Annotated in this window: 24 protein-coding genes; 16 read left to right on the top strand and 8 right to left on the bottom strand. The window is 59.0% G+C overall.

What is annotated here, in order from left to right; all coding sequences use genetic code 11:
- Position 1: 1 nt before the first annotated feature.
- The 11 genes from ACOTZC_RS07510 to yjiA all read left to right on the top strand — a co-directional run bounded on the left by ACOTZC_RS07510 (position 2) and on the right by yjiA (position 11,383).
- Positions 2-382, top strand: coding sequence for a 5-carboxymethyl-2-hydroxymuconate Delta-isomerase (locus tag ACOTZC_RS07510; RefSeq protein WP_348595315.1), 381 nt, complete (start codon positions 2-4; stop codon positions 380-382).
- Between the two features lie 132 nt (positions 383-514).
- Complete coding sequence (hpaH, locus tag ACOTZC_RS07505) at positions 515-1,318, top strand: 2-oxo-hept-4-ene-1,7-dioate hydratase (protein ID WP_023310279.1); 804 nt, start codon at positions 515-517, stop codon at positions 1,316-1,318.
- A 9-nt stretch (positions 1,319-1,327) separates the two neighbouring features.
- The gene (gene hpaI / locus ACOTZC_RS07500; protein ID WP_126303623.1) at positions 1,328-2,125 is read left to right on the top strand and encodes a 4-hydroxy-2-oxoheptanedioate aldolase; all 798 of its coding nucleotides are present in this window, start codon (positions 1,328-1,330) and stop codon (positions 2,123-2,125) included.
- Between the two features lie 21 nt (positions 2,126-2,146).
- A complete protein-coding gene (gene hpaX, locus ACOTZC_RS07495; protein ID WP_047173284.1) occupies positions 2,147-3,499 on the top strand; it encodes a 4-hydroxyphenylacetate permease in 1,353 nt (450 codons plus the stop codon).
- Positions 3,471-4,403: a 4-hydroxyphenylacetate catabolism regulatory protein HpaA gene (gene hpaA, locus ACOTZC_RS07490; protein ID WP_126303625.1), complete on the top strand. Its 933-nt coding sequence runs from the start codon at positions 3,471-3,473 to the stop codon at positions 4,401-4,403. Before hpaX ends, hpaA begins: the two co-directional genes overlap by 29 nt.
- 177 nt (positions 4,404-4,580) lie before the next feature.
- Positions 4,581-6,143 (top strand): 4-hydroxyphenylacetate 3-monooxygenase, oxygenase component, encoded by a 1,563-nt coding sequence (hpaB, locus tag ACOTZC_RS07485; RefSeq protein ID WP_126303627.1) that lies wholly within the window; start codon positions 4,581-4,583, stop codon positions 6,141-6,143.
- Positions 6,144-6,160: 17 nt separating this feature from the next.
- Positions 6,161-6,673 (top strand): 4-hydroxyphenylacetate 3-monooxygenase reductase subunit, encoded by a 513-nt coding sequence (locus ACOTZC_RS07480; RefSeq protein ID WP_126303629.1) that lies wholly within the window; start codon positions 6,161-6,163, stop codon positions 6,671-6,673.
- 179 nt (positions 6,674-6,852) lie between these two features.
- The gene (locus ACOTZC_RS07475; protein ID WP_023310273.1) at positions 6,853-7,770 is read left to right on the top strand and encodes a helix-turn-helix transcriptional regulator; all 918 of its coding nucleotides are present in this window, start codon (positions 6,853-6,855) and stop codon (positions 7,768-7,770) included.
- Positions 7,771-7,961: 191 nt separating this feature from the next.
- Complete coding sequence (locus ACOTZC_RS07470; RefSeq protein WP_023334384.1) at positions 7,962-10,115, top strand: carbon starvation CstA family protein; 2,154 nt, start codon at positions 7,962-7,964, stop codon at positions 10,113-10,115.
- 100 nt (positions 10,116-10,215) lie between these two features.
- Positions 10,216-10,419, top strand: coding sequence for a YbdD/YjiX family protein (locus tag ACOTZC_RS07465; protein ID WP_003856610.1), 204 nt, complete (start codon positions 10,216-10,218; stop codon positions 10,417-10,419).
- Between the two features lie 10 nt (positions 10,420-10,429).
- Positions 10,430-11,383: a GTPase gene (gene yjiA, locus ACOTZC_RS07460; RefSeq protein ID WP_163354361.1), complete on the top strand. Its 954-nt coding sequence runs from the start codon at positions 10,430-10,432 to the stop codon at positions 11,381-11,383.
- 592 nt (positions 11,384-11,975) lie between these two features.
- Here the strand turns inward: yjiA and ACOTZC_RS07455 are convergent.
- Positions 11,976-13,334, bottom strand: coding sequence for an esterase-like activity of phytase family protein (locus ACOTZC_RS07455; RefSeq protein ID WP_045404500.1), 1,359 nt, complete (start codon positions 13,332-13,334; stop codon positions 11,976-11,978).
- Positions 13,335-13,745: 411 nt separating this feature from the next.
- Between ACOTZC_RS07455 and ACOTZC_RS07450 the strand changes: the two genes are divergently transcribed.
- Complete coding sequence (locus ACOTZC_RS07450; RefSeq protein WP_023310269.1) at positions 13,746-14,291, top strand: YfaZ family outer membrane protein; 546 nt, start codon at positions 13,746-13,748, stop codon at positions 14,289-14,291.
- On the top strand, positions 14,291-14,611 hold the full coding sequence (locus tag ACOTZC_RS07445) for a hypothetical protein (protein ID WP_028015390.1): 321 nt from the start codon (positions 14,291-14,293) through the stop codon (positions 14,609-14,611). Before ACOTZC_RS07450 ends, ACOTZC_RS07445 begins: the two co-directional genes overlap by 1 nt.
- A gap of 43 nt (positions 14,612-14,654) precedes the next feature.
- Here ACOTZC_RS07445 and ACOTZC_RS07440 read toward each other — a convergent pair whose 3' ends face one another.
- Positions 14,655-16,025, bottom strand: a complete 1,371-nt coding sequence (locus tag ACOTZC_RS07440) for an NAD-dependent succinate-semialdehyde dehydrogenase (protein WP_045404502.1) — start codon at positions 16,023-16,025, stop codon at positions 14,655-14,657.
- A 151-nt stretch (positions 16,026-16,176) separates the two neighbouring features.
- Here ACOTZC_RS07440 and ACOTZC_RS07435 point away from each other — a divergent pair, with 151 nt between their 5' ends.
- Genes ACOTZC_RS07435 through ACOTZC_RS07425 form a run of 3 tightly spaced genes read left to right on the top strand, consistent with a single transcriptional unit; the run spans position 16,177 to position 18,896 of the window.
- On the top strand, positions 16,177-16,920 hold the full coding sequence (locus ACOTZC_RS07435) for a helix-turn-helix transcriptional regulator (protein WP_163354357.1): 744 nt from the start codon (positions 16,177-16,179) through the stop codon (positions 16,918-16,920).
- 47 nt (positions 16,921-16,967) lie between these two features.
- Positions 16,968-17,621, top strand: coding sequence for a LysE family translocator (locus ACOTZC_RS07430; RefSeq protein WP_248162597.1), 654 nt, complete (start codon positions 16,968-16,970; stop codon positions 17,619-17,621).
- 3 nt (positions 17,622-17,624) lie between these two features.
- The gene (locus ACOTZC_RS07425; protein WP_047173276.1) at positions 17,625-18,896 is read left to right on the top strand and encodes a DUF445 domain-containing protein; all 1,272 of its coding nucleotides are present in this window, start codon (positions 17,625-17,627) and stop codon (positions 18,894-18,896) included.
- Here ACOTZC_RS07425 and ACOTZC_RS07420 read toward each other — a convergent pair.
- The 6 genes from ACOTZC_RS07420 to ACOTZC_RS07395 all read right to left on the bottom strand — a co-directional run bounded on the left by ACOTZC_RS07420 (position 18,893) and on the right by ACOTZC_RS07395 (position 23,023).
- Positions 18,893-19,969, bottom strand: a complete 1,077-nt coding sequence (locus ACOTZC_RS07420; RefSeq protein ID WP_023310256.1) for a DUF2955 domain-containing protein — start codon at positions 19,967-19,969, stop codon at positions 18,893-18,895. The genes ACOTZC_RS07425 and ACOTZC_RS07420 overlap by 4 nt on opposite strands.
- Complete coding sequence (locus ACOTZC_RS07415; protein WP_100245668.1) at positions 19,959-21,026, bottom strand: HlyD family secretion protein; 1,068 nt, start codon at positions 21,024-21,026, stop codon at positions 19,959-19,961. Before ACOTZC_RS07415 ends, ACOTZC_RS07420 begins: the two co-directional genes overlap by 11 nt.
- Complete coding sequence (locus tag ACOTZC_RS07410; RefSeq protein ID WP_023310254.1) at positions 21,023-21,493, bottom strand: MarR family winged helix-turn-helix transcriptional regulator; 471 nt, start codon at positions 21,491-21,493, stop codon at positions 21,023-21,025. Before ACOTZC_RS07410 ends, ACOTZC_RS07415 begins: the two co-directional genes overlap by 4 nt.
- 148 nt (positions 21,494-21,641) lie before the next feature.
- Positions 21,642-22,337, bottom strand: coding sequence for an ArsR/SmtB family transcription factor (locus ACOTZC_RS07405; protein ID WP_045404530.1), 696 nt, complete (start codon positions 22,335-22,337; stop codon positions 21,642-21,644).
- On the bottom strand, positions 22,312-22,707 hold the full coding sequence (locus ACOTZC_RS07400) for an amino acid-binding protein (RefSeq protein WP_045404534.1): 396 nt from the start codon (positions 22,705-22,707) through the stop codon (positions 22,312-22,314). The genes ACOTZC_RS07405 and ACOTZC_RS07400 overlap by 26 nt, the downstream gene beginning before the upstream one ends.
- Positions 22,700-23,023, bottom strand: coding sequence for an antibiotic biosynthesis monooxygenase family protein (locus tag ACOTZC_RS07395; RefSeq protein ID WP_023310251.1), 324 nt, complete (start codon positions 23,021-23,023; stop codon positions 22,700-22,702). Before ACOTZC_RS07395 ends, ACOTZC_RS07400 begins: the two co-directional genes overlap by 8 nt.
- Between the last annotated feature and the right edge of the window lie 115 nt (positions 23,024-23,138).

Here is a 23,138-nt window from a genome sequence, read left to right as displayed (position 1 = left end):
CATGCCGCACTTTATTGCTGAATGTACCGACAACATCCGCGAGCAGGCGGACCTGCCGGGGCTGTTCGCCAAAGTCAACGAGGCGCTGGCCGCCACGGGCATCTTCCCCATCGGCGGCATCCGCAGCCGCGCCCACTGGCTGGACACCTGGCAGATGGCCGACGGCAGGCACGACTACGCCTTTGTGCATATGACGCTGAAGATTGGCGCCGGGCGCAGCCTGGAGAGCCGGGAAGCCGTGGGGGAGATGCTTTTTGCGCTGATCAAGGCACATTTCGCGGAGCTGATGGCCGACCGCTATCTGGCGCTGTCGTTCGGGCTCGACGAGCTGCACCCGACGCTCAATTACAAACAAAACAACGTGCACGCGTTGTTTAAGTAATACCGGCACGGCCAGCCCCCTGTCCCTTTGGGAAAGGGTTAGGGTGAGGGGAAATCTATGCGGCCTGATGCCCTCACCCCGACCCTCTCCCACAGGGAGAGGGAGAAAACAAACGTAAAACAGGATATCGCCATGCTCGACAAACACACCCATACCCTGATCGCCCACCGCCTGCATCAGGCGGAACAAACCCGGGAGCAGATCCGCGCGATCTCGCTGGACTACCCGGAGATCACCATTGAAGACGCCTACGCCGTTCAGCGCGAATGGGTCAGTCTGAAAATCGCCGAAGGCCGCGTGCTGAAGGGCCATAAGATCGGCCTGACCTCCAAAGCGATGCAGGCCAGCTCGCAGATTAGCGAGCCGGACTATGGCGCGCTGCTGGACGACATGTTTTTCCACGACGGCAGCGACATCCCGGTCGATCGCTTTATCGTTCCGCGCATCGAAGTGGAGCTGGCCTTCGTGCTGGCGAAACCGCTGCGCGGCCCGAACTGCACGATCTTCGACGTCTACAACGCTACGGACTACGTCATCCCCGCGCTGGAGCTGATCGACGCCCGCTGTCACAACGTTGATCCGGAAACCCAGCGCCCGCGCAAGGTGTTCGACACCATCTCCGATAACGCCGCCAACGCGGGGGTGATCCTCGGCGGCCGCCCGATTAAGCCCGACGAACTGGATCTGCGCTGGATCTCCGCTCTGCTCTACCGCAACGGCGTGATCGAAGAGACCGGCGTCGCCGCAGGCGTGCTTAACCACCCGGCGAACGGCGTGGCGTGGCTGGCGAACAAGCTGGCGCCGTACGACGTGCAGCTTGAGCCGGGGCAAATCATCCTCGGCGGCTCGTTTACCCGCCCGGTGTCCGCCAGCAGAGGCGACACCTTCCACGTCGACTACGGCAACATGGGCTCCATCAGCTGCCGCTTTGTTTAGGAGAGGACCATGCAAAACGCATTCAAAGCGGCGCTGAAGGCGGGCCGCCCGCAAATCGGTTTATGGCTGGGGCTCACCAGCAGCTACAGCGCAGAGCTGCTGGCGGGGGCAGGCTTCGACTGGCTGCTGATCGACGGCGAGCACGCGCCGAACAGCGTGCAGACCGTCTTAACCCAGCTGCAGGCCATCGCGCCCTATCCCAGCCAGCCGGTGGTGCGCCCGTCGTGGAACGACCCGGTGCAGATCAAACAGCTGCTCGACGTGGGGGCGCAAACCCTGCTGGTGCCGATGGTGCAAAACGCCGACGAAGCGCGGCTGGCGGTACGTGCCACCCGCTACCCGCCCGCGGGCATTCGCGGCGTCGGAAGCGCCCTGGCGCGCGCCTCGCGCTGGAACCGCGTCCCGGATTACCTGCAGCAGGCCAACGACGCCATGTGCGTGCTGGTACAGATTGAAACTCGCGAGGCGCTGAAAAACCTGCCGCAGATCCTGGACGTGGAAGGCGTCGACGGCGTGTTTATCGGCCCGGCGGATCTGAGCGCCGACATGGGCTTTGCCGGCAATCCGCAGCACCCGGAGGTGCAGGCCGCCATCGAGCAGGCTATCGCGCAGATCCTCAGCGCGGGCAAAGCGCCCGGCATCCTGATGGCGAACGAGCCGCTGGCGAAACGCTACCTCGAGCTTGGCGCGCTGTTTGTCGCCGTCGGCGTCGACACCACCCTGCTCGCCCGCAGCGCCGAAGCGCTGGCGGCACGTTTTATCGAACAACCGGTTACGTCAGTTAATAACAATAAATCCGTCTACTAAACGTAAGATCTGGAGCGCACCATGACGACCTCTACCCTGCAAACTCATGATAATAAAGCTGTTGAACATCGCGCCATTAACAAGCTGTTCCGACGCCTGATCGTCTTTCTCTTTATCCTGTTTGTCTTTTCGTTTCTCGATCGCATCAACATCGGCTTTGCCGGGCTGACGATGGGCAAAGATCTGGGCCTTACGTCGACCATGTTTGGCCTGGCCGCGACGCTGTTTTACGTCACCTACGTGCTGTGCGGGATCCCGAGCAACATCATGCTGGCGAAGATCGGCGCGCGGCGCTGGATCGCCGGGATCATGGTGGTGTGGGGCATCGCCTCCACCTGCACCATGTTCGCCACCAGCCCTGAAACGCTCTACGTCCTGCGCATGCTGGTGGGCATTGCCGAAGCGGGCTTCCTGCCGGGGATTTTGGTCTACCTCACCTGGTGGTTCCCGGCCTATCACCGCGCCCGCGCCAACGCGCTGTTTATGATCGCCATGCCGGTGACCATGATGCTCGGCTCGATCCTCTCCGGCTATATTCTGGCGATGGACGGGCTGTGGAGCCTGAAGGGCTGGCAGTGGCTGTTCCTGCTGGAGGGGCTGCCGTCGGTGGTGCTCGGCGTGGTGACCTGGTTTTACCTCAACGACACGCCTGATCAGGCCACCTGGCTGGACGACGACGAAAAGCAGGCGCTGAAAACGATGATCGCCCGCGAGCAGGAGGTCGCCATCGCCCAATCCGTCACGCCGCGCTCGACGCTGCGCGAAGTGCTGACCCCGGCGGTGCTGCTCTACACGCTGGCCTACTTCTGCCTGACCAACACGCTCAGCGCCATCAACATCTGGACGCCGCAGATCCTGCAAAGCTTTAACACGGGAAGCAGCAATATCGTCATCGGCCTGCTGGCGGCGATCCCGCAGTTTTGCACCATTCTCGGGATGATCTGGTGGAGTCGACGCTCCGACAGGCTGAAAGAGCGAAAAAAGCACACCATCCTGCCGTACCTGTTCGCCGCGGCGGGATGGATGCTGGCCTCGGCCACCGATCACAGCCTGATCCAGCTGCTTGGCATCATTATGGCCTCAACCGGATCCTTTACCGCCATGGCCATATTCTGGACCACGCCGGATCGGGTGATTAGCCTGCAGTCCCGCGCGGTGGCGCTGGCGGTGATCAACGCCATCGGCAACGTCGGGTCTGCCGTCAGCCCATTGCTGATAGGTATTCTGCGCGACGCGACCGGCAGCTTCAGCTCGGGACTGTGGTTCGTGGCGGGTCTGCTGGTGGTGGGCGCGCTGGTGCTGACGCGCATTCCGATGACGCAGCGGGATCAACAGAGGAACGATCGTGTGCCAGAACCCTATCGCCAACATTGATATCAGCAAGGAGTACGACGAAAGTCTGGGCACCGACGACGTGCACTACCAGTCGTTCGCGCGCATGGCGGCCTTTTTTGGCCGCGACATGCAGGCGCATCGTCACGACCAGTATTTTCAGATGCACTTTCTCGATACCGGGCAGATTGAACTCCAGCTCGACGATCACCGCTACTCGGTGCAGGCCCCGCTGTTCGTCCTCACGCCGCCGTCGGTACCGCACGCGTTTATCACCGAATCCGACAGCGACGGACACGTGCTGACGGTGCGCGAGGATCTGATCTGGCCGCTGCTGGAGGTGCTCTACCCCGGCACGCGGGAGGCGTTTGGCCTGCCGGGGATCTGCCTCTCGCTGGCCGACAGGCCGGACGAGCTGGCGGCGCTGAAGCACTACTGGCAGCTCATTGCCCGGGAATCCACGGAACAGCTGCCGGGGCGCGAACACACGCTGGTCCTGCTGGCGCAGGCGGTGTTTACCCTGCTGCTGCGCAACGCGAAGCTCGACGACCACGCTTCAGGCGGCATGCGCGGCGAGCTGAAGCTGTTCCAGCGCTTTACCCAGCTGATAGATGCCCACTACCACCAGCACTGGACGGTGCCGGAATACGCCAGCGAGCTGCACCTGACCGAATCCCGCCTGACCGATATCTGCCGCCGCTTCGCCAACCGCCCGCCGAAGCGGCTGATCTTCGACCGCCAGCTGCGGGAGGCCAGACGCTTGCTGCTCTTCTCCGACAGCGCGGTCAGCGACATTGCCTGGCAGCTGGGGTTTAAGGACCCGGCCTATTTTGCCCGGTTTTTTAACCGCTTAGTGGGGTGCTCGCCGAGCGCGTATCGGGCGCAGAAAGTACCGGTATCGCCTGTTCCCCTCACCCCGGCCCTCTCCCAAAGGGAGAGAGAGTAACCGTCCCCTCTCCCTTTGGGAGAGGGTTAGGGTGAGAGAAATCACACTCTGCGATCTCTCGCGAAAAGTACCCGCCGTTGTCCCAATCGTCCCTTCACGTTCCGCCCCTCTCAGGCTTCAATTAAACAACAAAAACAAAACATAAATTTAACAACCCTATTCCGATACGAGGTCCCTATGAAGCCTGAAGATTTCCGCGCTTATGCCAAACGTCCGTTAACCGGCGAAGAGTATTTAAAAAGCCTGCAGGACGGCCGTGAGATTTACATCTACGGCGAGCGCGTCAACGACGTCACCACCCATCCGGCGTTTCGCAACGCGGCGGCCTCCATCGCGCAGATGTACGACGCGCTTCACAAGCCGGACATGCAGGATACCCTCTGCTGGGGCACCGACACCGGCAGCGGCGGCTACACCCACAAGTTCTTCCGTGTGGCGAAAAGCGCCGACGACCTGCGCCAGCAGCGCGACGCCATCGCCGAGTGGTCGCGCCTGAGCTACGGCTGGATGGGCCGCACGCCGGACTACAAAGCCGCGTTCGGCTGCGCGCTCGGCGCCAACCCGGCCTTCTATGGCCAGTTCGAACAGAACGCCCGCAGCTGGTACACGCGCATTCAGGAAACCGGCCTGTACTTCAACCACGCCATCGTTAACCCGCCGATCGACCGCCACAAGCCGGCGGACGAGGTGAAAGACGTCTACATCAAGCTGGAGAAAGAGACCGACGCCGGGATCATCGTCAGCGGCGCGAAGGTGGTGGCAACCAACTCGGCGCTGACCCACTACAACATGATCGGCTTCGGCTCCGCGCAGGTGATGGGCGAAAACCCGGACTTCGCGCTGATGTTCGTCGCGCCGATGGACGCCGAGGGGGTGAAGCTGATCTCCCGCGCCTCTTACGAGATGGTGGCAGGCGCAACCGGATCCCCGTACGACTACCCGCTCTCCAGCCGCTTTGATGAAAACGATGCGATCCTGGTGATGGATCACGTGCTGATCCCGTGGGAAAACGTGCTGATCTACCGCGATTTCGACCGCTGCCGTCGCTGGACGATGGAGGGCGGCTTTGCGCGAATGTACCCGCTGCAGGCCTGCGTGCGCCTTGCGGTGAAGCTCGACTTCATCACCGCCCTGCTGAAGAAATCCCTGGAGTGCACCGGTACCCTGGAGTTCCGCGGCGTGCAGGCGGATCTCGGCGAAGTGGTGGCCTGGCGCAACATGTTCTGGGCGCTGAGCGACTCCATGTGCTCCGAAGCCACCCCGTGGGTCAACGGCGCGTATCTGCCGGATCACGCCGCGCTGCAAACCTACCGCGTGATGGCGCCGATGGCCTACGCGAAGATCAAGAACATCATCGAGCGTAACGTGACGTCCGGGCTGATCTACCTGCCGTCCAGCGCCCGGGATCTGAACAACCCGCAGATCGACCAGTATCTGGCGAAATACGTGCGCGGCTCCAACGGCATGGATCACGTCGAACGCATCAAGATTTTGAAGCTGATGTGGGATGCCATCGGCAGCGAGTTTGGCGGTCGTCACGAGCTATACGAAATCAACTACTCCGGAAGCCAGGATGAGATCCGCCTGCAGTGTCTGCGCCAGGCGCAGAGCTCCGGCAACATGGACAAGATGATGGCGATGGTCGACCGCTGCATGTCTGAATACGACCAGCACGGCTGGACGGTGCCGCACCTGCACAACAACAGCGATATCAACATGCTCGACAAGCTGCTGAAATAGCGCAGCGGGAGGTTGCAATGCATTTAGATGAACAACGCCTGCGTTTTCGCGACGCAATGAGTAGCCTGTCGGCGGCGGTCAATGTGATCACCACCGAGGGCGAGGCGGGCCGCTGCGGCATTACCGCCACCGCCGTCTGTTCGGTCACCGACACCCCGCCGTCGGTCATGGTGTGCATCAACGCCAACAGCGCCATGAACCCGGTATTTCAGGGCAACGGCAGGCTGTGCGTTAACGTGCTGAATCACGAGCAGGAGATCATGGCTCGCCATTTCGCCGGGATGACCGGTATGACGATGGAGGAGCGCTTTACCCTCTCCTGCTGGCAGAAAGGCCCGCTGGCGCAGCCGGTGCTCAAGGGCGCGCTCGCCAGCCTTGAAGGTGAGATTAGCCAGGTGCAAACCATCGGCACGCATCTTGTCTACCTTGTTGAAGTTAAGAACATCATTCTGAGTGACGCGGGACACGGTCTGATCTACTTCAAGCGCCGCTTCCACCCGGTCATGCTGGAGGCGGAAGCCGCCGTGTGATCCCCCCTCGCGCTGGCCTTTTTCTTCGGCCAGCGCCGCTTTCTACAAAAACTCCTAAGGTTTCCGCTAAATCACGCCGTTATATAACCATAAGAGAAATTTTCTGTGACTGAATACTGACACCCTTTGTCAGTGCATCCGCATCATTCAGCGCATACCTAAATATACAGGATGACCTTATGGCTAAAACGACGCGGAGCCGCTCGGCTGAACGTCTGGTCGATATTCTGGTTGAGCTACATTTAAACGGTGTGGTAAACCGCAGTGCGCTAATGGAAAAATTTAAAATTACCGAGCGTACCGTCTACCGGGATTTAAATGCCCTATCTCCTATTGTTGAACATACCGGTAACGGGCTATATCGACTGATCCATTCTGCGCAATCGCCCGGCGGACAAGGCTTACATCACACCCTTGCTAACTTCCTGAATGCTGACAGCTTTTTCCCTGAAAGAAATACGGAATTCTGGCAGAAGCTCGAAACGCGCGTTGACGAAAACCATATTCTTATTCTTGGCAATGAGGCAGAACACACGGTAGAACGTGATATTCGCCGTCATTTAACGAAAATCGAGAAATCGATTAAAAACCATAATGTTTGTCAGATCGTTTATAAGGGGAAAACCCGTCTGATTAATCCCTATAAACTCATTAACAAAAAAAATATATGGTATTTACAAGCCACCGAAAATAGCCGCCTGAAATCCTTCTCATTGAGCCAGATTAGCTGGTTTGATATTCAGAAAACGACCTTCACGCCCGAAGAAAATGTCCTTGAGCTGCTGGAGAAAAGCCTCGACCCCTGGGTCTCTGAAAATACTTTCGCAGTGAAAATATTTATCAAAGATAATATTTCACATTACTTCCTGCGCCGCGATCTTCTGCCGGAACAGGAGCTGGTGGAGGAGCAACAGGGCGGCGTCACGCTGCGCTGCCAGGCGGCGCACGAGAACCAGATCCTGCCGCTGCTGTTCTACTGGCTGCCCCACATTCAGATTCTGGAACCGAACTGGCTGAAGGAAAAACTGATTAGAACCCTGGAGAACTATCTGGCCGTGGAGCGTAATCCGAATAATCAAGTGATCTCAATCACATAATTTCGCCCCCTGGCGGCGAGCCGGAACCGCTCGTCGCCCCCTTTGACCGCTCACCCGGCACTTTCAACCACTCATTCATTTACCGTCCTTTACACGCGCGAGGATCTGGCACGATCGCTCCAGCATTAATCAATACCTCCTCACAACGAACCCTGACCCTTTTTTCTTTACATAAAAAACCAGGTCTTACTATGGATACTAAAAAACTACTGAAGCACGTGCCCTGGGCCTTACTCGGGATCCTCGGCGCTTTCTGTCTGGCGGTTGTCGCATTACGCCGGGGCGAACACGTAAGCGCCCTGTGGATCGTGGTCGCGTCCGTTTCCGTCTATCTTGTTGCTTATCGCTACTACAGCTTGTACATCGCGCAGAAGGTCATGAAGCTCGACCCAACGCGCGCCACCCCGGCGGTCATTAACAATGACGGCCTGAACTACGTGCCAACCAACCGCTACGTGCTGTTTGGTCACCACTTTGCCGCTATTGCTGGCGCAGGCCCGCTGGTTGGCCCGGTGCTGGCCGCGCAGATGGGCTACCTGCCGGGAACCCTGTGGCTGCTCGCCGGCGTGGTGCTGGCGGGTGCGGTGCAGGACTTTATGGTGCTGTTTATCTCTTCTCGCCGTAACGGGGCCTCTCTGGGTGAGATGGTCAAAGAAGAGATGGGCCGCGTGCCGGGGACTATCGCCCTGTTCGGCTGCTTCCTGATTATGATCATCATCCTCGCGGTGCTGGCCCTGATCGTGGTGAAAGCGCTGGCCGAAAGCCCGTGGGGTGTCTTCACCGTATGCTCAACCGTGCCGATTGCGCTGTTCATGGGTATCTACATGCGCTTCCTGCGTCCGGGACGCGTGGGCGAAGTGTCGGTGATTGGTATCGTGCTGCTGGTGGCCTCCATCTACTTCGGCGGCGTGATTGCGCACGACCCGTACTGGGGCCCGGCGCTGACCTTCAAGGACACCACCATTACCTTCGCGCTGATTGGCTATGCGTTTATCTCAGCGCTGCTGCCGGTCTGGCTGATTCTGGCCCCGCGTGACTACCTCGCGACCTTCCTCAAAATCGGCGTTATCGTCGGTCTGGCGATCGGCATCCTGGTGATTAACCCGGATCTGAAAATGCCGGCAGTGACCCAGTACATCGACGGTACCGGCCCGCTGTGGAAAGGCGCCCTGTTCCCGTTCCTGTTCATCACCATCGCCTGCGGTGCGGTCTCCGGCTTCCACGCCCTGATTGCCTCCGGTACCACGCCTAAGCTGCTGGCGAACGAGAAAGACGCGCGTCTGATCGGATACGGCGCGATGCTGATGGAGTCCTTCGTGGCGATCATGGCGCTGGTTGCAGCCTCCATTATCGAACCGGGTCTCTACTTCGCGATGAACACCCCACCGGCGGGCCTCGGTATCACCATGCCAAACCTGCACGAAATGGGCGGTGACAACGCGGCGCTGATTATGGCGCAGCTGAAGGACGCCAGCGCACACGCGGCGGCGACCGTTAGCTCCTGGGGCTTCGTGATTTCGCCGGAGCAGATTATGCAGACGGCGAAGGACATCGGCGAACCGTCCGTGCTGAACCGCGCCGGTGGTGCACCGACGCTGGCGGTGGGTATCGCACACGTGTTCCACAAGGTGCTGCCGTGGGCGGACATGGGCTTCTGGTACCACTTCGGTATTTTGTTCGAAGCGCTGTTCATCCTGACCGCGCTGGACGCCGGTACCCGTGCGGGCCGCTTCATGCTGCAGGACCTGCTCGGTAACTTCGTGCCGTTCCTGAAGAAAACCGACTCTCTGGTAGCGGGCATTCTGGGTACTGCGGGCTGCGTCGGACTGTGGGGCTACCTGCTGTATCAGGGCGTTGTCGACCCGCTCGGCGGCGTGAAGAGCCTGTGGCCGCTGTTCGGTATCTCTAACCAGATGCTCGCAGCCGTTGCTCTGGTGCTGGGTACCGTGGTCCTCGTGAAGATGAAGCGCACCAAATACATCTGGGTAACCGTTGTTCCTGCGCTGTGGCTGCTGCTCTGCACCACCTGGGCGCTTGGCCTGAAGCTGTTCAGCGCCAACCCGCAGCTGGAAGGCTTCTTCTTCATGGCTAACCAGTACAAAGAGAAGATTGCCGCAGGCGGCGCGGACCTTACCGCGCAGCAGATTGCCAACATGAACCATATCGTGGTGAACAACTACACCAACGCGGGTCTGAGCATTCTGTTCCTGGTGGTGGTGTACAGCATCATCTTCTACGGCATCAAAACCTGGCTGAACGTGCGTAACGCCGACGGCCGTACGGATAAAGAAACCCCGTACGTGCCGGTGCCGGAAGGCGGCGTGAAGACCTCTTCACATCATTAATCCGCAATCCCAGCCCTCTCCCTTTGGGAGAGGGCTGGGATGAGGGAAACATAAGCCCAGCGGACTCACATCGCCGGGCTTTTTCTGTCTGGAACCCACAATGTTTGGTAACTTAGGCGAAGCAAAAAAATACCTCGGTCAGGCGGCGAAAATGCTGATTGGCATTCCGGACTATGACAACTACGTTGAGCACATGAAGACCAACCATCCGGATAAGCCGTACATGACCTACACCGAATTCTTCCGCGAGCGTCAGGAAGCGCGCTACGGCGGAAGTGGAGAAGGCGGCGTTCGCTGCTGCTAAAGGAGAGACCATGACCCCGATTGCCGTTACCCTGCTGACCGGTTTTCTCGGCGCCGGTAAAACCACCCTGCTGCGCCACATCCTGAACGAACAGCACGGCTTCAAAATCGCCGTCATCGAAAACGAATTCGGTGAGGTCTCCGTTGACGATCAATTGATCGGCGATCGCGCCACCCAGATCAAAACTCTGACCAACGGCTGCATCTGCTGCACCCGCTCTAACGAATTAGAAGACGCCCTGCTGGACCTGCTCGACAGCCGCGATCGCGGCGAGATCGACTTTGACCGCCTGGTGATCGAATGCACCGGCATGGCCGACCCCGGCCCGATTATTCAGACCTTTTTCTCTCACGAGATCCTCTGCCAGCGCTACCTGCTGGACGGCGTGATTGCCCTGGTGGATGCGGTTCACGCCGACGAGCAGATGAACCAGTTCACCATCGCCCAGTCTCAGGTGGGCTACGCCGACCGCATCCTGCTGACCAAAACCGACGTGGCGGGCGAAAGCGAAAAACTGCTCGAGCGCCTGACGCGCATTAACTCCCGCGCGCCGGTTTACACGGTGACGCACGGCGACATCGATCTGTCTCAGCTGTTCAACACCAACGGCTTTATGCTGGAAGAGAACGTCACCGCGAAACCGCGCTTCCACTTTATGGGAGATAAGCAAAACGACGTGGCGTCGATTGTGGTGGAGCTGGACTACCCGGTGGACATCGGCGAGGTTTCGCGCGTGATGGAAAACCTGCTGCTGTCGTTTGCCGACAAGCTGCTGCGCTACAAAGGGATGCTGTGGATTGACGGCGAGCCGAACCGCCTGCTGTTCCAGGGCGTACAGCGCCTGTACAGCGCCGACTGGGACAGACCCTGGGGCGAGGAAGCACCGCACAGCGTGATGGTGTTTATAGGCATACAGCTGCCGGAAGAAGAAATTCGGGCGGCGTTTGCAGGGCTGAAGAAATAACCGCTATGCATCTCCTCTCCCCTGTGGGGCTGAGGGATCCACGGTAATTTTTTAACCTGAAGCGATGAATGTTGCTTCAGAAAAATTAATGGCTTACAGCGATGCCCTGGTCCGGCTGTAAATCGCCGAGGCGTTTCCGTAAGGCCGAGGCGAGGCGCAGGGATGCGCCGAGAGGGCGCAGGGATGCGCCGAGAGGGCGCAGGGATGCGCCGAGAGGGCGTGGCCTGCAGGGATGCAGGCCACGCCCGACCCGATAGCCTGAAGGAATAAGCTGAGGACAAAATTGCCGGGAGCAATTTTGGACAGCGCCTGCGCTGGCCCTGAAAGGGTGAGCCACAGGGATGGGGCGAGCAATCCGCGAAGCGGCGATTTACCGCCGGGAGCCCGGGTCGCCAGGGTGGTGGCGACTGAGCCACCCTGGCACGTTCACAGGTCATGCCGTTACAGAGTAGCAAGGAACATAGAGTGAACGGAATAACCTCCACAGCCGTATGTTCCCCCTCACCCCAGCCCTCTCCCTCAAGGGAGAGGGAGCCGTCTGTGCAGGCATTATCTTGTGGGGATACCCCAGCCTTTAGCAAGAAGGGTAAACTTATTTCACCGCTTCCGGCAGCGTCACAATCCACAGCTCGCTGTCCGACTCCGGCTTTTTCAGCGGCTTCACGCTGAGCGTGGTTTCCACCGGCTTATCATCCAGCGTCAGCTTGCCTTCCGCGTTCACCCGATAATCCTTGAGCTTCTTGCCCTCGACCGGGTTTTGCATCGCCACCTTCACGCCAAAGTCGTTATCGTTCGCCACCGCAAGCGTTTTGCTGTCGATCAGCGCCAGCCCTTCGGCCTTCTCCTGCTGCCAGCCCAGCGCGCGGAGATCGACCACCTGCGTTTTTGCCGCAAGGGTAATGCCGCGCTGCGCCAGGGTTTTCTCATCATCAAACTCCGGGTACTCGCCCGGCTTGTCGAAGGCGGTCAGGTCGCTCGCCTTGCTGAGATCCACCTTGTAGATAAGGTTACGCATGCCGTCGTTTTTATCGCTTCCCTGCTCAATCAGCAGGATATGCTGGTTATCGAGCGCCACGATGTCGCCGATTTTGGCGTCGCTGTTTTTGCTGTAGGCCGCGCTGTCGATAGGGTAACCGTACATCGCCGTTTTCCCGGTTGCCGGGTCGAAGCTCACCAGACGCGTAAACAGGGACTGCTTTTTGCTCTTACCGTCGATATCCAGCGTGCTTTGCACGGCGGCGATAATCCGTCCGTCCGGCATCCGGGTCAGGCCTTCAAAGCCCCGGTTCGCCTGGCGCCATTTGATAATGTTTGGCAGGCCGCCCGCGATGGATTTCTCCCCTTCCGCCGCCTGCGGACCGTGGATCGCCAGGATCTTCCCTTTGCTGTCGACGTTAATCAGGAACGGGCCATATTCGTCGCACAGCCAGTAGCCCCCTTTCCCGTCCGGCGTGATGCCTTCCGTGTCCATGCCGCGGTTGTCACCCTTCAGGGTCTTGAGGGTATCGCTGAACGCCACTTCATTGGTGGAGCCAATCACGCCGCTTTGCAGCGGCAGACCGTTGATCTCGCCTTTATCATCATGCAGCGGGCGGGCATCAACAGCCTCCGCTTTGCCGTTCTGAACGCGGATGGTCATCAGCAGCGGCGCGAAATCTGGCGTGACAAATATTTTGGCTTCGTTTTTACCCATTTTTGGCGCATCGGCGTTTGGACCGCGATCGGTCACGGTCGCAAAGGTCAGGGCGTCGCCCTGCTTGCCCGTAAACAGCAGGCCGGAGCCAATGCCCACGGGCAGTCCGTTCGGAAACGCGCTGGCAAACGCGCCGCTGTAGCTCACGTGGGAGCCTTCAGGGAAGCTGACGACATAGCGCTCAGCAGTGGGCTGCGCCGCCAGGCCAGAGAAAGAGAGCGCACAGCCGATTAGTACAGGAATAATTTTTCTTTTCATATTGTTAGCATCCAGTTAGTGAAGCCAACAACGTAAAGAATAAACGTGTCAGAAAAATGACATGGAAGGGAAACCGGCCTGCGCGATTGAACGTATATTCATCGCTCGAAATGTAAGGCTTTGTTGTTTTGTGTGACAGGCGAAACATTTTTGGAAATTATTAGAAACCCAATTAATTCATCTCAAATCACTATCCCCACCTCGTTCAGTTTATGTTTAGTCAAAAAACTAAACGGTTCCTAAACGCTAAAAACATCCCCTGTTGACACCCCGACAATCAAACATCATTGCAACAACTTCAATAAAAAAGTTAACAATATCAGTATAAAACCGCGATTTATATCACATTTGCAGTCATTAACATCGCTTGTTAAGGTGCGCCCAGATGAATTTAATGACGAGGCATAAAACATGAAAAAACTGAATATCCTTCTTCTTTCTGCTCTGGCTGCCGTATCGGGTTCCGCACTGGCGATGGGCGGCACCGTTGAGCAGGGTAAAAACTTTACCAACCTCAATCTGGAAATGGGGAAATCCTCATCCGGTGTTTATCTCGAAAGCAACTGGCTCAAAAACACCGATGACGGTACCCAGACCGGGGGCGTGGGCGCAGGCTACAACCTGGGTCTTGGCCCGGTGATGCTGAATGCGGGCGCAAAAGCCATCTACCTCGGCCCGAAAAAAGGCGATAACGGCGTGGCGTTCCCGATTGGCGGCGGCGTAAACGTTGCCCTGACCGACAGCATCCACGTGTACGGTGAAGGCTATGTGGCGCCAGAAGGCCTGAACAACAGCGTGAAAAACTACGTTGAAGCTAACGGCGGCGTAAGCTGGACGCCAATTACGCCAGTGACCCTGAAAGTGGGCTACCGCCACGTGAGCGTGGATGGCAAAGACGGTCGTCCTGGCCACACGCTGATTGACGGCGCATATGTAGGCGGTGGAGTCACCTTCTGATGAAACACCGCATAACCGCGCTTTGCGTTCTGAGCCTCACGCTGATGCTCACCGGCTGCGTCCAGTACAAATGGGTGAAACCGGGCGTCAGCGATGCGGAAATGAATAAAAAGCTCACGGAATGCGAAGCGCAGGCGCTAATCGATCTGCCCCCGGATAACGTCGTGACCGGATCCAGCTCGGAAAAAACGGACAAAAAGAACAAGAAAAAGGATATTTCCACGAGCTACACGGTTGAAGACGCGAATGAATATCGCCGGGATACGTTAGTCGACAGCTGCATGTTCAAAAGCGGCTGGGACAAGATCGAAGTGCAATAATCCCTTAAAAAAACCTGCCGGTTGGCAGGTTTTTTATTATCTCTTACTTACGCACCACCACCAGCTTCTGGTTCACAAACTCTTTGATCCCCAGATCCGACAGCTCGCGTCCGTAGCCGGAGCGCTTCACGCCACCGAACGGCAGCTCCGGTGCAGTATCGGTGAGCCAGTTGATGTACACCATCCCGGTCTCAATCCGCGACGCCATTTTCTTCGCGCGCTCGATATTCTGGCTGAATACCGCCCCGCCAAGGCCGTAGTGGGAGTCGTTCGCCAGCGCGACCGCCTCGTCGTCGTTTTTCACCACGTACATCTGCGCCACCGGGCCGAAGAACTCTTCGAAATACGCCGGGTTATCGCGGGAGATATTCGTCAGGATCGTCGGTTCGAAGAAACTCCCGTCGCGCTGCGCCGGTTTGCCGCCATAGTGCAGCGTCGCACCGTTTTTCACCGCCTCGTTAACCTGTTTGGTCAGCGTTTCGAGCGCATCTTTAGACGACAGCGGCCCCAGCGTGGTGCTTTCGTCCAGCGGATCGCCAATCTTCACCTGCTTAAACGCCTCGGTGAATTTGCTCAGGAAGGCATCCGCAATCTTTTCATGCAGGATAAAGCGCTTCGCCGCGGTGCAGACCTGCCCGGCGTTGTTGAGCCGCGCGTTAACGCCAATTTTCACGGCCTTCTCAAGGTCTGCGTCATCCAGCACCACGAACACGTCGTTACCGCCCAGCTCCAGCGTGGATTTCTTGATGTGCTTCGCCGCCTGAGCGGCCACCACGCTGCCGGCCTTTTCGGAGCCGGTTAATGCAGCGCCCTGCACGCGATCGTCAGCAATGATATTCGCCACCTGCTCGGACGAAATAAACAGGTTGGTCCACGCCCCTTCCGGCGCGCCCGCCTCGCGCACCAGATGGGCAAAGGTCTCGGCGCAGTGCGGCACGATGCTGGCATGCTTGGCGATGACGGGGTTCCCCGCCGCCAGGTTTGGCGCCAGCACGCGCATCAGCTGGTAGTACGGGAAGTTCCACGGCTCAACGGCCATCAGCACGCCGATGGGGTGATGCTCAACCCACGCATCCCCAAGCTCCGAGTCGTACTTCACCGGGGCCAGGAACTGCTTCGCGTTATCGGCGTAGTAGCGGGCTATTTGTGCGCACAGCTTCACCTCGCCGCGGCTCTGTTCGATGAGCTTACCCATCTCCTGGCTGGCGATTTTAGCCAGATCCTCCACGCGCTCGTCGATCAGATCGGCAAGCTTATGGAGCACCGGCAGGCGCTGGCTGATATCGCCTTTCGCCCAGTCCGAATGATAAAGCGCATCGGCCGCGCGGAGCGCCGCTTCGATATCCGCGTCGGTATGTGAGGGGTATTCTTTGATGAGCTGGTTAGTGGCAGGATTTACTGTCTGATAAGCCATGTCGAATCTCCTTGTTTTACCGCTTAGGGTATTAAGGGTAGTCAACATGACTGGCTATGGACGTAAAGTTGGGTATATCCGGAAGGTTCTTAATGAAGCGCTGCCAGAGGGGTCGCTGACATGGTATAAAAAATCTTCAGAAGGAGCGCCCATGACCGATACCCGACATATCCGCCAGACTTTTCACCGCACCTCAGGCCTTGAGCTGCGCAGCACCTGGCAGAGTACGCAGGCGTACAAACGCCACAGTCACTCTCAGCTCTCCATCGGCGCGATTGTGGAGGGCCAGACCTGCTGCGTGTGTCACGACAGAGAGTACATCCTTAACCCCGGGGACCTCATCGTGATCCCGGCCTGTGCGCCGCACAGCTGTAACCCCGTCGCCGGGCAACCGCGCAGCTACCATATGCTCTACATCGACACCGGGCTTCCGCTGGCGCTACAGGTGATTCGTAGCCCCACCCTGTTTGCCCATTACCTGGACGTTGTCGAGACCCTGTCTCCGGCATCACTGGAAACGCTGCTTTCTGCCCTTCCCCGCGCCGTGGATAACGCTGACGCGCTTCGCGCAACCAGCCAGCAGATTCAGCAGGCGTTTCTTTCCGATCTCACCTGCCCGCCTTCCCTCGACGAGCTTGCCCAACGCTTCTCGCTGCGCAAGGAGACGCTGATCCGCACCTTCAGGCAGGACACCGGCCTGACGCCGGGCAGCTTTCTCAACATCTCCCGCGTGGAATTCGCCAAAGCGCGGCTGCGCGCCGGGGATGATATTGCCGACGTTGGCTACCAGAGCGGCTTTGCCGACCAGAGCCATTTTCATAAGACCTTCGTCAGCTATACCGCCGCCACGCCGCGCCAGTACGCGACGGGCCGATCAATATCAGACAATAAATAGGTTCTGCAGCGCCGTAGTCTGACCGCAGATTATTTACTGAGGTCGCTATGGAACTGTTATTCCCTTCCGCTTTTCTCGCCCTGGCGCTGGCGCATTTTGTTGCCCTGCTAAGCCCGGGCCCGGATTTCTTCCTGCTGGTGGGCTACGCCGCGCGCTACCGGCTGCGCGGCAGCGCCGGATTGTGCGTCGGCATCGCCGCGGGCAACGCGCTCTATATTGTTCTGGTGATTATCGGCTGGAGCGCGCTGCGCCAGTTTACGTGGCTGTTTACGCTGATCGAGCTTTGCGGGGCGCTGTACCTGATGTGGATCGGATCGCATCTGATTCGCAGCCGCCAGCAGTCGCTGGCGCTGAATGAAACCCACCAGCGCTTTCCCTCGCTGCAAAAGCAGATCCTGCTGGGGCTCGGTTCGGCGCTGTTAAACCCGAAGAACGCGCTGTTCTATCTGGCGCTGATGACGGCCTTGCTGGGGCCGGACGTAACGCTGCTTCAGCAGGCGACCTGCGGCGTCTGGATGGTGATGGTGGTGCTGGCGTGGGATTTAGCGCTGGTGTCGCTGTTGGGGCTATCGGCGGTACAACAGAAGCTCAGCCGTTCGCTGTGGTGGATTGAGCGCACGGCGGGGGTGGTGCTGATGGGGTTTGGGGGGTGGGTGCTGTGGCGGTTTTTGCACATTCCCCCCGCTTCCCTCTATCCTTAACCCATGGAAAAAATAGCTGAACTCAAACGCGCCAAGCTGCTGGCGCTGTCGCTGCTGCTGGTTGCAGTCGCGGCCTTTATCACCACCCTGTTCCTGCCGCAGACCTTCTGGGTGCGCGGCGTAAAGGCCATTGCCGAGGCGGCGATGGTCGGCGCGCTCGCAGACTGGTTTGCCGTGGTTGCGCTGTTCCGCCGGGTGCCCATTCCATTTATCTCGCGCCATACGGCAATTATCCCGCGCAATAAAGACCGGATCGGCGACAATCTCGGCCAATTTGTGCAGGAGAAGTTTCTTGATACCCAGTCGCTGGTCGCATTGATTCGCCGCTATGAACCTGCGCAGATGATCGGCGCCTGGTTCAGCAAGCCCGACAACGCCCAGCGCGTCGGGCTGCATTTGATGCAGGTGATGAGCGGTTTTCTCGAACTCACGGACGACGGGCGTATTCAGCGCCTGCTCAAACGGGCGGTGCATAAGGCCATCGACAAGGTTGATTTCACCGAAACCAGCGCCGTGATGCTGGAGAGCATGACCAAAAACAACCGCCACCAGGTGCTGCTGGATGCGATCATCAACCGTCTGATTACCCTGATTCAGCGGGAGAGCACGCGGGACTTTATTGCCGATCAGATTGTCCACTGGCTGAAGACCGAGCATCCGCGCAAAGCGATGGTGCTGCCCACCGAGTGGCTGGGCGATCAAAGCGCGGAGATGGTGTCGAACGCGGTGAACACGCTGCTGGACGATATCAGCCACGACCGCACGCACCAGATCCGCCAGGCGTTCGACCGCGCCACGCTGAAGCTTATCGACAACCTGAAAAACGATCCGGAAATGGCGGCGAAAGCCGACAACATCAAGCACTACCTGAAAAACGATGAGGCGTTTAACCGCTATCTGGGAGAGATGTGGGCTGACCTGCGCCAGTGGCTGAAAGCGGATATGCAAAGCGAGGATTCGCGGGTGAAGCAGCGCATCGCCAACGCCGGGCTGTGGTTTGGCGAAACGCTGTCTAACGACGCCAGCCTGCGGGCGTCGCTGAACGAGCATCTGGAGCAGGCCGCGCACCGCCTCGCGCCGGATTTTGCCGCCTTCCTGACGCGCCACATCAGCGACACGGTCAAAAGCTGGGATGCCAAAGACATGTCCCGCCAGATTGAGCTCAATATCGGTAAAGATCTGCAGTTCATCCGCGTCAACGGCACGCTGGTCGGCGGGACGATTGGCCTGATCCTGTTTTTACTCTCGCAGCTGCCTGCCGTGCTGGGACATTAATCTACCTTGGGCGGCGCGATGACGTAGCGCGTCGCTTCGAAGCGATTGAGGATCAGGTGCACCAGGAAGACCATCGTCAGCGTTGCGACCAGCGAAAAGGTGACGGAAGTGATGCGATAGAGATCGCTGAACACCAGGTCAGTGTCCGGGTGCATGTTCTGCCCGAACATAATGCCGATGGTGGTGATGCTGGAAAACCCCACGCCCGCGCCCACCTTTTCCATCACGTGCAGGCGCGCGCCAAACGCCAGCCCGAGGCCGATCAGGGGCATCATCAACAGCATATGGCTGCTGTGATCGTAGAGGATCAGCTGCACCACCAGAATATAGAGGCAGCCCAGCACCACGCCGACCACGCGCCAGATAGAGCTCATCACCGAACCGCGATAGTGCATCGGGAACAGGATCAAAATCCCCGCCATCAGCGCCGAAAGCGAATCGCTTAAGTCGCTAATCTGAAACACCACGAATATCAGCGTCGCGACGGTACCGGAGAGCAGCGACTCGTGGCGCACGCGGGCATCGTCTTTCTCAATCAGCGGCGGCGGCCTGCGGGGCTCCACGTCAGGCAGGAGATAGTTCATCAACGCGCTCAGGCACACCGCCATCACGCTCGCTTCGATGTTGGAAAACAGCAGCGTGTGCCAGCTGGTGGTGGGGTAGCTCATAAAGTTGAGCATCACGCTCTGGCACACCACGCCCATTGAGCCAAACAGGAACAGCGGCCCCTTGCTCATAAAGCGAAAGCGCATCACGTACAGGGCGAACACCACCAGCGTCATAATGACCGGCCATTGCGACAGATAGCCGATAATGAAGATCATTTCGACGCAGTTTAGCGCGGCGCTGAAGATAAACTGCTTCGCCACGTGGCGGTTAAACACCGGCACCAGCGACAGGAGCATGATCGGATAGACCACGAAAAATACGCCGTAGCTGGTGTTGTAAAAGCTGGAGATGCTCAGCGCAATCATCCCGGCGAAGACGATGCGCAGGGTCTGGCGAAAGTCGTTTGCCGTATAGACGATGTTGCCGTGCGGGGTAAACACCCGCGCCAGGGTGCTAATAGACATAGTGAAGCAGGCTCACCAGGTGGATCTGCATCCCGGAGAAAAAGCGCGCAAACGGCCCCTCGCTGTTATAGAGCTGCACGGTCGCGCGCGCGCCGGTCGGCAGATGCTTCGGCAGCGCCTCGTCCAGCGCAACGTGAATTCGCATGCGCTGGGCGTCACGCACCCAGCGGTTGGAGGTTTCCGGTTCGGACAGCTGGCCGTTCACGGCCTCCTGACCCGCCAGTATCCCCGCGTCGCTGCTGGTCACGTGGGCGCGGAAAACGTGCCCCGGGAAGGCGTCAAACACCACGGCGGCATCGGTGCCCTGATGGGTGTGACGCAGGCTTTTTTCGCGAAAATCGGCCACGATATCGATCTGGTTGTTCACCAGCGCCAGCGCGGCGGAACCCGAGGAGGCGTAAAAGCCCGGGCTTAACTGCAGGTTACTGACCGTGCCGTCCGCCTGGGCGTAGACCTTCGTCCAGCCGAGGTTAAGCTCTGCCTCATCCAGCGCGTTGCGGTATTTTTGCAGCGTCACGTTGCGATGCTCGTCCCGCTCGCCGCGCTGAATACGCAGGTTATGGATATTGGCCTGGATGGAGCTGACGGACTGCTCGCTGCTCTGCCAGGTGGTGCGAACCTTATCCAGATCCGCCTGCGAGACGTTCTGCAAGGTGCTCAGCTTCTGGTAGCGATCGAAGGTCACTTTGTCGTTACGCGCGGTCAGCACGGCGGTTTTCAGGCTGGCCTGCGCGGCGGCGATCTGCGCATCCAGCTGGTCGTTGGAAAGGCGTGCCTGCTCAAGCGCGATTTGCGCCGCTTCCACTTTATTGCGAAACGGCGTGTCGTCGAGCTCAAACAGCAGATCGCCTTTTTTCACCTGGCTGTTGTTGTGGACATGTACCGCCGCCACATAGCCGGAGACGCGCGGAGAAACCGGCGTCACCACGCGCATCACGGTGGAGTCCGGCGTCAGCGGGATCCAGATATCCGCGACGATAAAGTAGACAAACATCAGCAGGAAAGAGGCAATACTCACCCTTACCCAGCGGGCAAACTTTTGTTCAGGGGTCATTATTTTTCGGTCTTGTTATCTTCTTCGCGGATAGTCCGCAAATTGCAGGCGAATTGATTCAGGGTGGCGCTGAAAATGTCGATATGTTCCGGCGCGATGTTTTGCGATACGCGCGCCTGATAGGTCTCAATCACCTGAGTGAGCCTTTTTAATATGGCTTTTCCCTCAGGCGTCAGCGTCAGAAGCCGGATGCGCTTGTCATAAGGCGATACGGAGCGCAGCAGGTAACCCTGCTTTTCCAGCTGTGCCAGGGTGCGCATCAGCGGCGGCAGTTCAATGCCCTGCACCTCCGCCAGCTCACTCACGGAGACGTTATCCCCGAGCTGATGAAGCTGCATCATCACCGTCCAGCTCGACTGGGTTAACCCGGTATCGAGAATGGCGTCGTCGATTACCGCACGCCACTGGCGCACGATCATCGCCATCCGCATGCCCATCGGCCTGCGGCTAAACAGTTCTTCTTCGCTCATGGGGAAACCTCTCGTCACACGCGGTCACGATAATAGTTATCAGGATAAGTATCAAGAAACGAGAGGCGAAAGAGCAGGAATTGCGAAACGACGTCCCCCTCTCCCCGTGGGAGAGGGCTGGGGTGAGGGCACCAGCCCGCAGCGAAGTTTAGCGGCTAAAAAGTCTCTTAACAGCAGCCCTACCTGAAGCCGTCACCACCACCTCCCTGTATCCCGCCACCCGCTGGATCCACCCTTTGCTTTCCAGATGAATGAGCAGCGCCGCGCCCGCCTCACCGCCAAGATGAAACCGCCGCTCGCTCCAGTCCAGACAGGCACAGCAGGCTTTGCGGCGCGGGTGAGCGCTTAACGAAACGCCGAGCTTCAGAAACTGCTCCCGGCCATACAGCGTGAGCGCTGAACCGTCAGCCTCCAGCCAGCCTTCCGCCTGCATAAAATCGTAGATGTGCACCGCAACCGTTCCGGCAAGATGGTCGTAACAGGTTCGGGCCTCGCGCATGGCCTTCGGCGCGGTCGTTTCCGGCGGGGTAATGCGGCTCCAGGAGAGCCCCATCATCTGCTCCACCAGCTCCGCCACGTCGTGCCCCGCCAGACGATAATAGCGGTGCCGCCCCTGAGACAGGCAGGTAATCAGCTTTCCCTCCACCAGCCGGGCGAGATGCCCGCTGGCGGTCGACGGCGCAACCTCTGCCGCCGCGCTCAGCTCGGTGGCGGTCCACGCCCGCCCGTCCATCAGCGCGCACAGCATCTTTACGCGCGAGGGATCGGCCATTGCGGCAGCCACCGCGGCAATGGCCTGTTCCAGCGCCGCGCCGTTCTCAGGAGGTAGGCTCGTTTTTAACATGTGTTGCCCAGGGTTCGGTGATCTCTGCGGCCAGCTTATCATCATCCGTCAGCAGAATAAGGTGATTCGCGTGGTCGCTGTACTGGGTAAGGATAGACACGCCGCGTGCCGCCAGCACCGCCGCAATTTCACCCAGCTCGCCGGGGCGCTCCTGCCTGAGTTTCCGGATCACCGGCTTACGCAACGCCTGCACGGTAAACCCGGCGTCGAGCAGCACGCGTCGCGCTTTTTCCCCGTCTTCCACCAGAAAATGGGCATCGGTACCAAATACGCCTCCGCCCTCCAGCCCCACGCCGTTGCGCCCCAGCAGCTGTCCAAAGCGCGCCAGCTCGCCGGGCCTGTCGCTAAAAATCACATGAACGTCATACATCCGCGTGCCCTCCGGTTTCGGAACTGTACTCCCGCACCAGCTGCGCCACCCGAATGCGGTAGTACGCGAAAATCGATTCCCGCCCTTCGGCCTGCGCGGCCTGATGGAAGACGTTCTGCTTCCAGCTACGGACGGCCTCCTCATCCCGCCACCAGGAAAGCGACAGGATTTTGCCGTCGGTCGTCAGGCTCTGGAACCGTTCAATATCAATAAAGCCGTCGATGTCCGCCAGCAAAGGTTTGAGTTCGGCAGCGAGCTGAAGATAGCGCGCCTGATGGGCGGGCGCGGCTTTGGCTTCGAAAATGACTGCAATCATGATGGTCTCTCCGTAATGATGTTGGGGAGAGAATGCAGGGTAGAGAGGAACGATGCTTCGGCAAAGAGCGAAGCGTTGTGCCGGATGGCGCTGCGCTTATCCGGCCAGTGGGAAG

Origin of the sequence: Enterobacter cloacae complex sp. SHL009 (assembly GCF_049237205.1) — a bacterium.
Lineage (GTDB): Bacteria > Pseudomonadota > Gammaproteobacteria > Enterobacterales > Enterobacteriaceae > Enterobacter > Enterobacter cloacae_M.
The sequence above is the reverse complement of the archived record's forward strand: the minus strand, read 5'-3'. Positions and strand labels throughout refer to the sequence as shown.

Excerpts from the sequence above, each read along its gene's own strand:
- yjiA (WP_163354361.1), top strand. The coding sequence starts at position 10,430 with ATGACCCCGATTGCCGTTACCCTGCTGACCGGTTTTCTCGGCGCCGGT.
- ACOTZC_RS07475 (WP_023310273.1), top strand. The coding sequence starts at position 6,853 with ATGGCTAAAACGACGCGGAGCCGCTCGGCTGAACGTCTGGTCGATATT.
- ACOTZC_RS07400 (WP_045404534.1), bottom strand. The coding sequence starts at position 22,707 with ATGTATGACGTTCATGTGATTTTTAGCGACAGGCCCGGCGAGCTGGCG.
- ACOTZC_RS07435 (WP_163354357.1), top strand. The coding sequence starts at position 16,177 with ATGACCGATACCCGACATATCCGCCAGACTTTTCACCGCACCTCAGGC.
- hpaX (WP_047173284.1), top strand. The coding sequence starts at position 2,147 with ATGACGACCTCTACCCTGCAAACTCATGATAATAAAGCTGTTGAACAT.
- ACOTZC_RS07395 (WP_023310251.1), bottom strand. The coding sequence starts at position 23,023 with ATGATTGCAGTCATTTTCGAAGCCAAAGCCGCGCCCGCCCATCAGGCG.
- ACOTZC_RS07420 (WP_023310256.1), bottom strand. The coding sequence starts at position 19,969 with ATGTCTATTAGCACCCTGGCGCGGGTGTTTACCCCGCACGGCAACATC.
- ACOTZC_RS07440 (WP_045404502.1), bottom strand. The coding sequence starts at position 16,025 with ATGGCTTATCAGACAGTAAATCCTGCCACTAACCAGCTCATCAAAGAA.
- ACOTZC_RS07430 (WP_248162597.1), top strand. The coding sequence starts at position 16,968 with ATGGAACTGTTATTCCCTTCCGCTTTTCTCGCCCTGGCGCTGGCGCAT.
- ACOTZC_RS07410 (WP_023310254.1), bottom strand. The coding sequence starts at position 21,493 with ATGAGCGAAGAAGAACTGTTTAGCCGCAGGCCGATGGGCATGCGGATG.
- ACOTZC_RS07455 (WP_045404500.1), bottom strand. The coding sequence starts at position 13,334 with ATGAAAAGAAAAATTATTCCTGTACTAATCGGCTGTGCGCTCTCTTTC.
- ACOTZC_RS07465 (WP_003856610.1), top strand. The coding sequence starts at position 10,216 with ATGTTTGGTAACTTAGGCGAAGCAAAAAAATACCTCGGTCAGGCGGCG.
- hpaH (WP_023310279.1), top strand. The coding sequence starts at position 515 with ATGCTCGACAAACACACCCATACCCTGATCGCCCACCGCCTGCATCAG.
- ACOTZC_RS07450 (WP_023310269.1), top strand. The coding sequence starts at position 13,746 with ATGAAAAAACTGAATATCCTTCTTCTTTCTGCTCTGGCTGCCGTATCG.
- hpaB (WP_126303627.1), top strand. The coding sequence starts at position 4,581 with ATGAAGCCTGAAGATTTCCGCGCTTATGCCAAACGTCCGTTAACCGGC.
- ACOTZC_RS07425 (WP_047173276.1), top strand. The coding sequence starts at position 17,625 with ATGGAAAAAATAGCTGAACTCAAACGCGCCAAGCTGCTGGCGCTGTCG.
- ACOTZC_RS07405 (WP_045404530.1), bottom strand. The coding sequence starts at position 22,337 with ATGTTAAAAACGAGCCTACCTCCTGAGAACGGCGCGGCGCTGGAACAG.
- hpaI (WP_126303623.1), top strand. The coding sequence starts at position 1,328 with ATGCAAAACGCATTCAAAGCGGCGCTGAAGGCGGGCCGCCCGCAAATC.
- ACOTZC_RS07470 (WP_023334384.1), top strand. The coding sequence starts at position 7,962 with ATGGATACTAAAAAACTACTGAAGCACGTGCCCTGGGCCTTACTCGGG.
- ACOTZC_RS07510 (WP_348595315.1), top strand. The coding sequence starts at position 2 with ATGCCGCACTTTATTGCTGAATGTACCGACAACATCCGCGAGCAGGCG.
- ACOTZC_RS07445 (WP_028015390.1), top strand. The coding sequence starts at position 14,291 with ATGAAACACCGCATAACCGCGCTTTGCGTTCTGAGCCTCACGCTGATG.
- ACOTZC_RS07480 (WP_126303629.1), top strand. The coding sequence starts at position 6,161 with ATGCATTTAGATGAACAACGCCTGCGTTTTCGCGACGCAATGAGTAGC.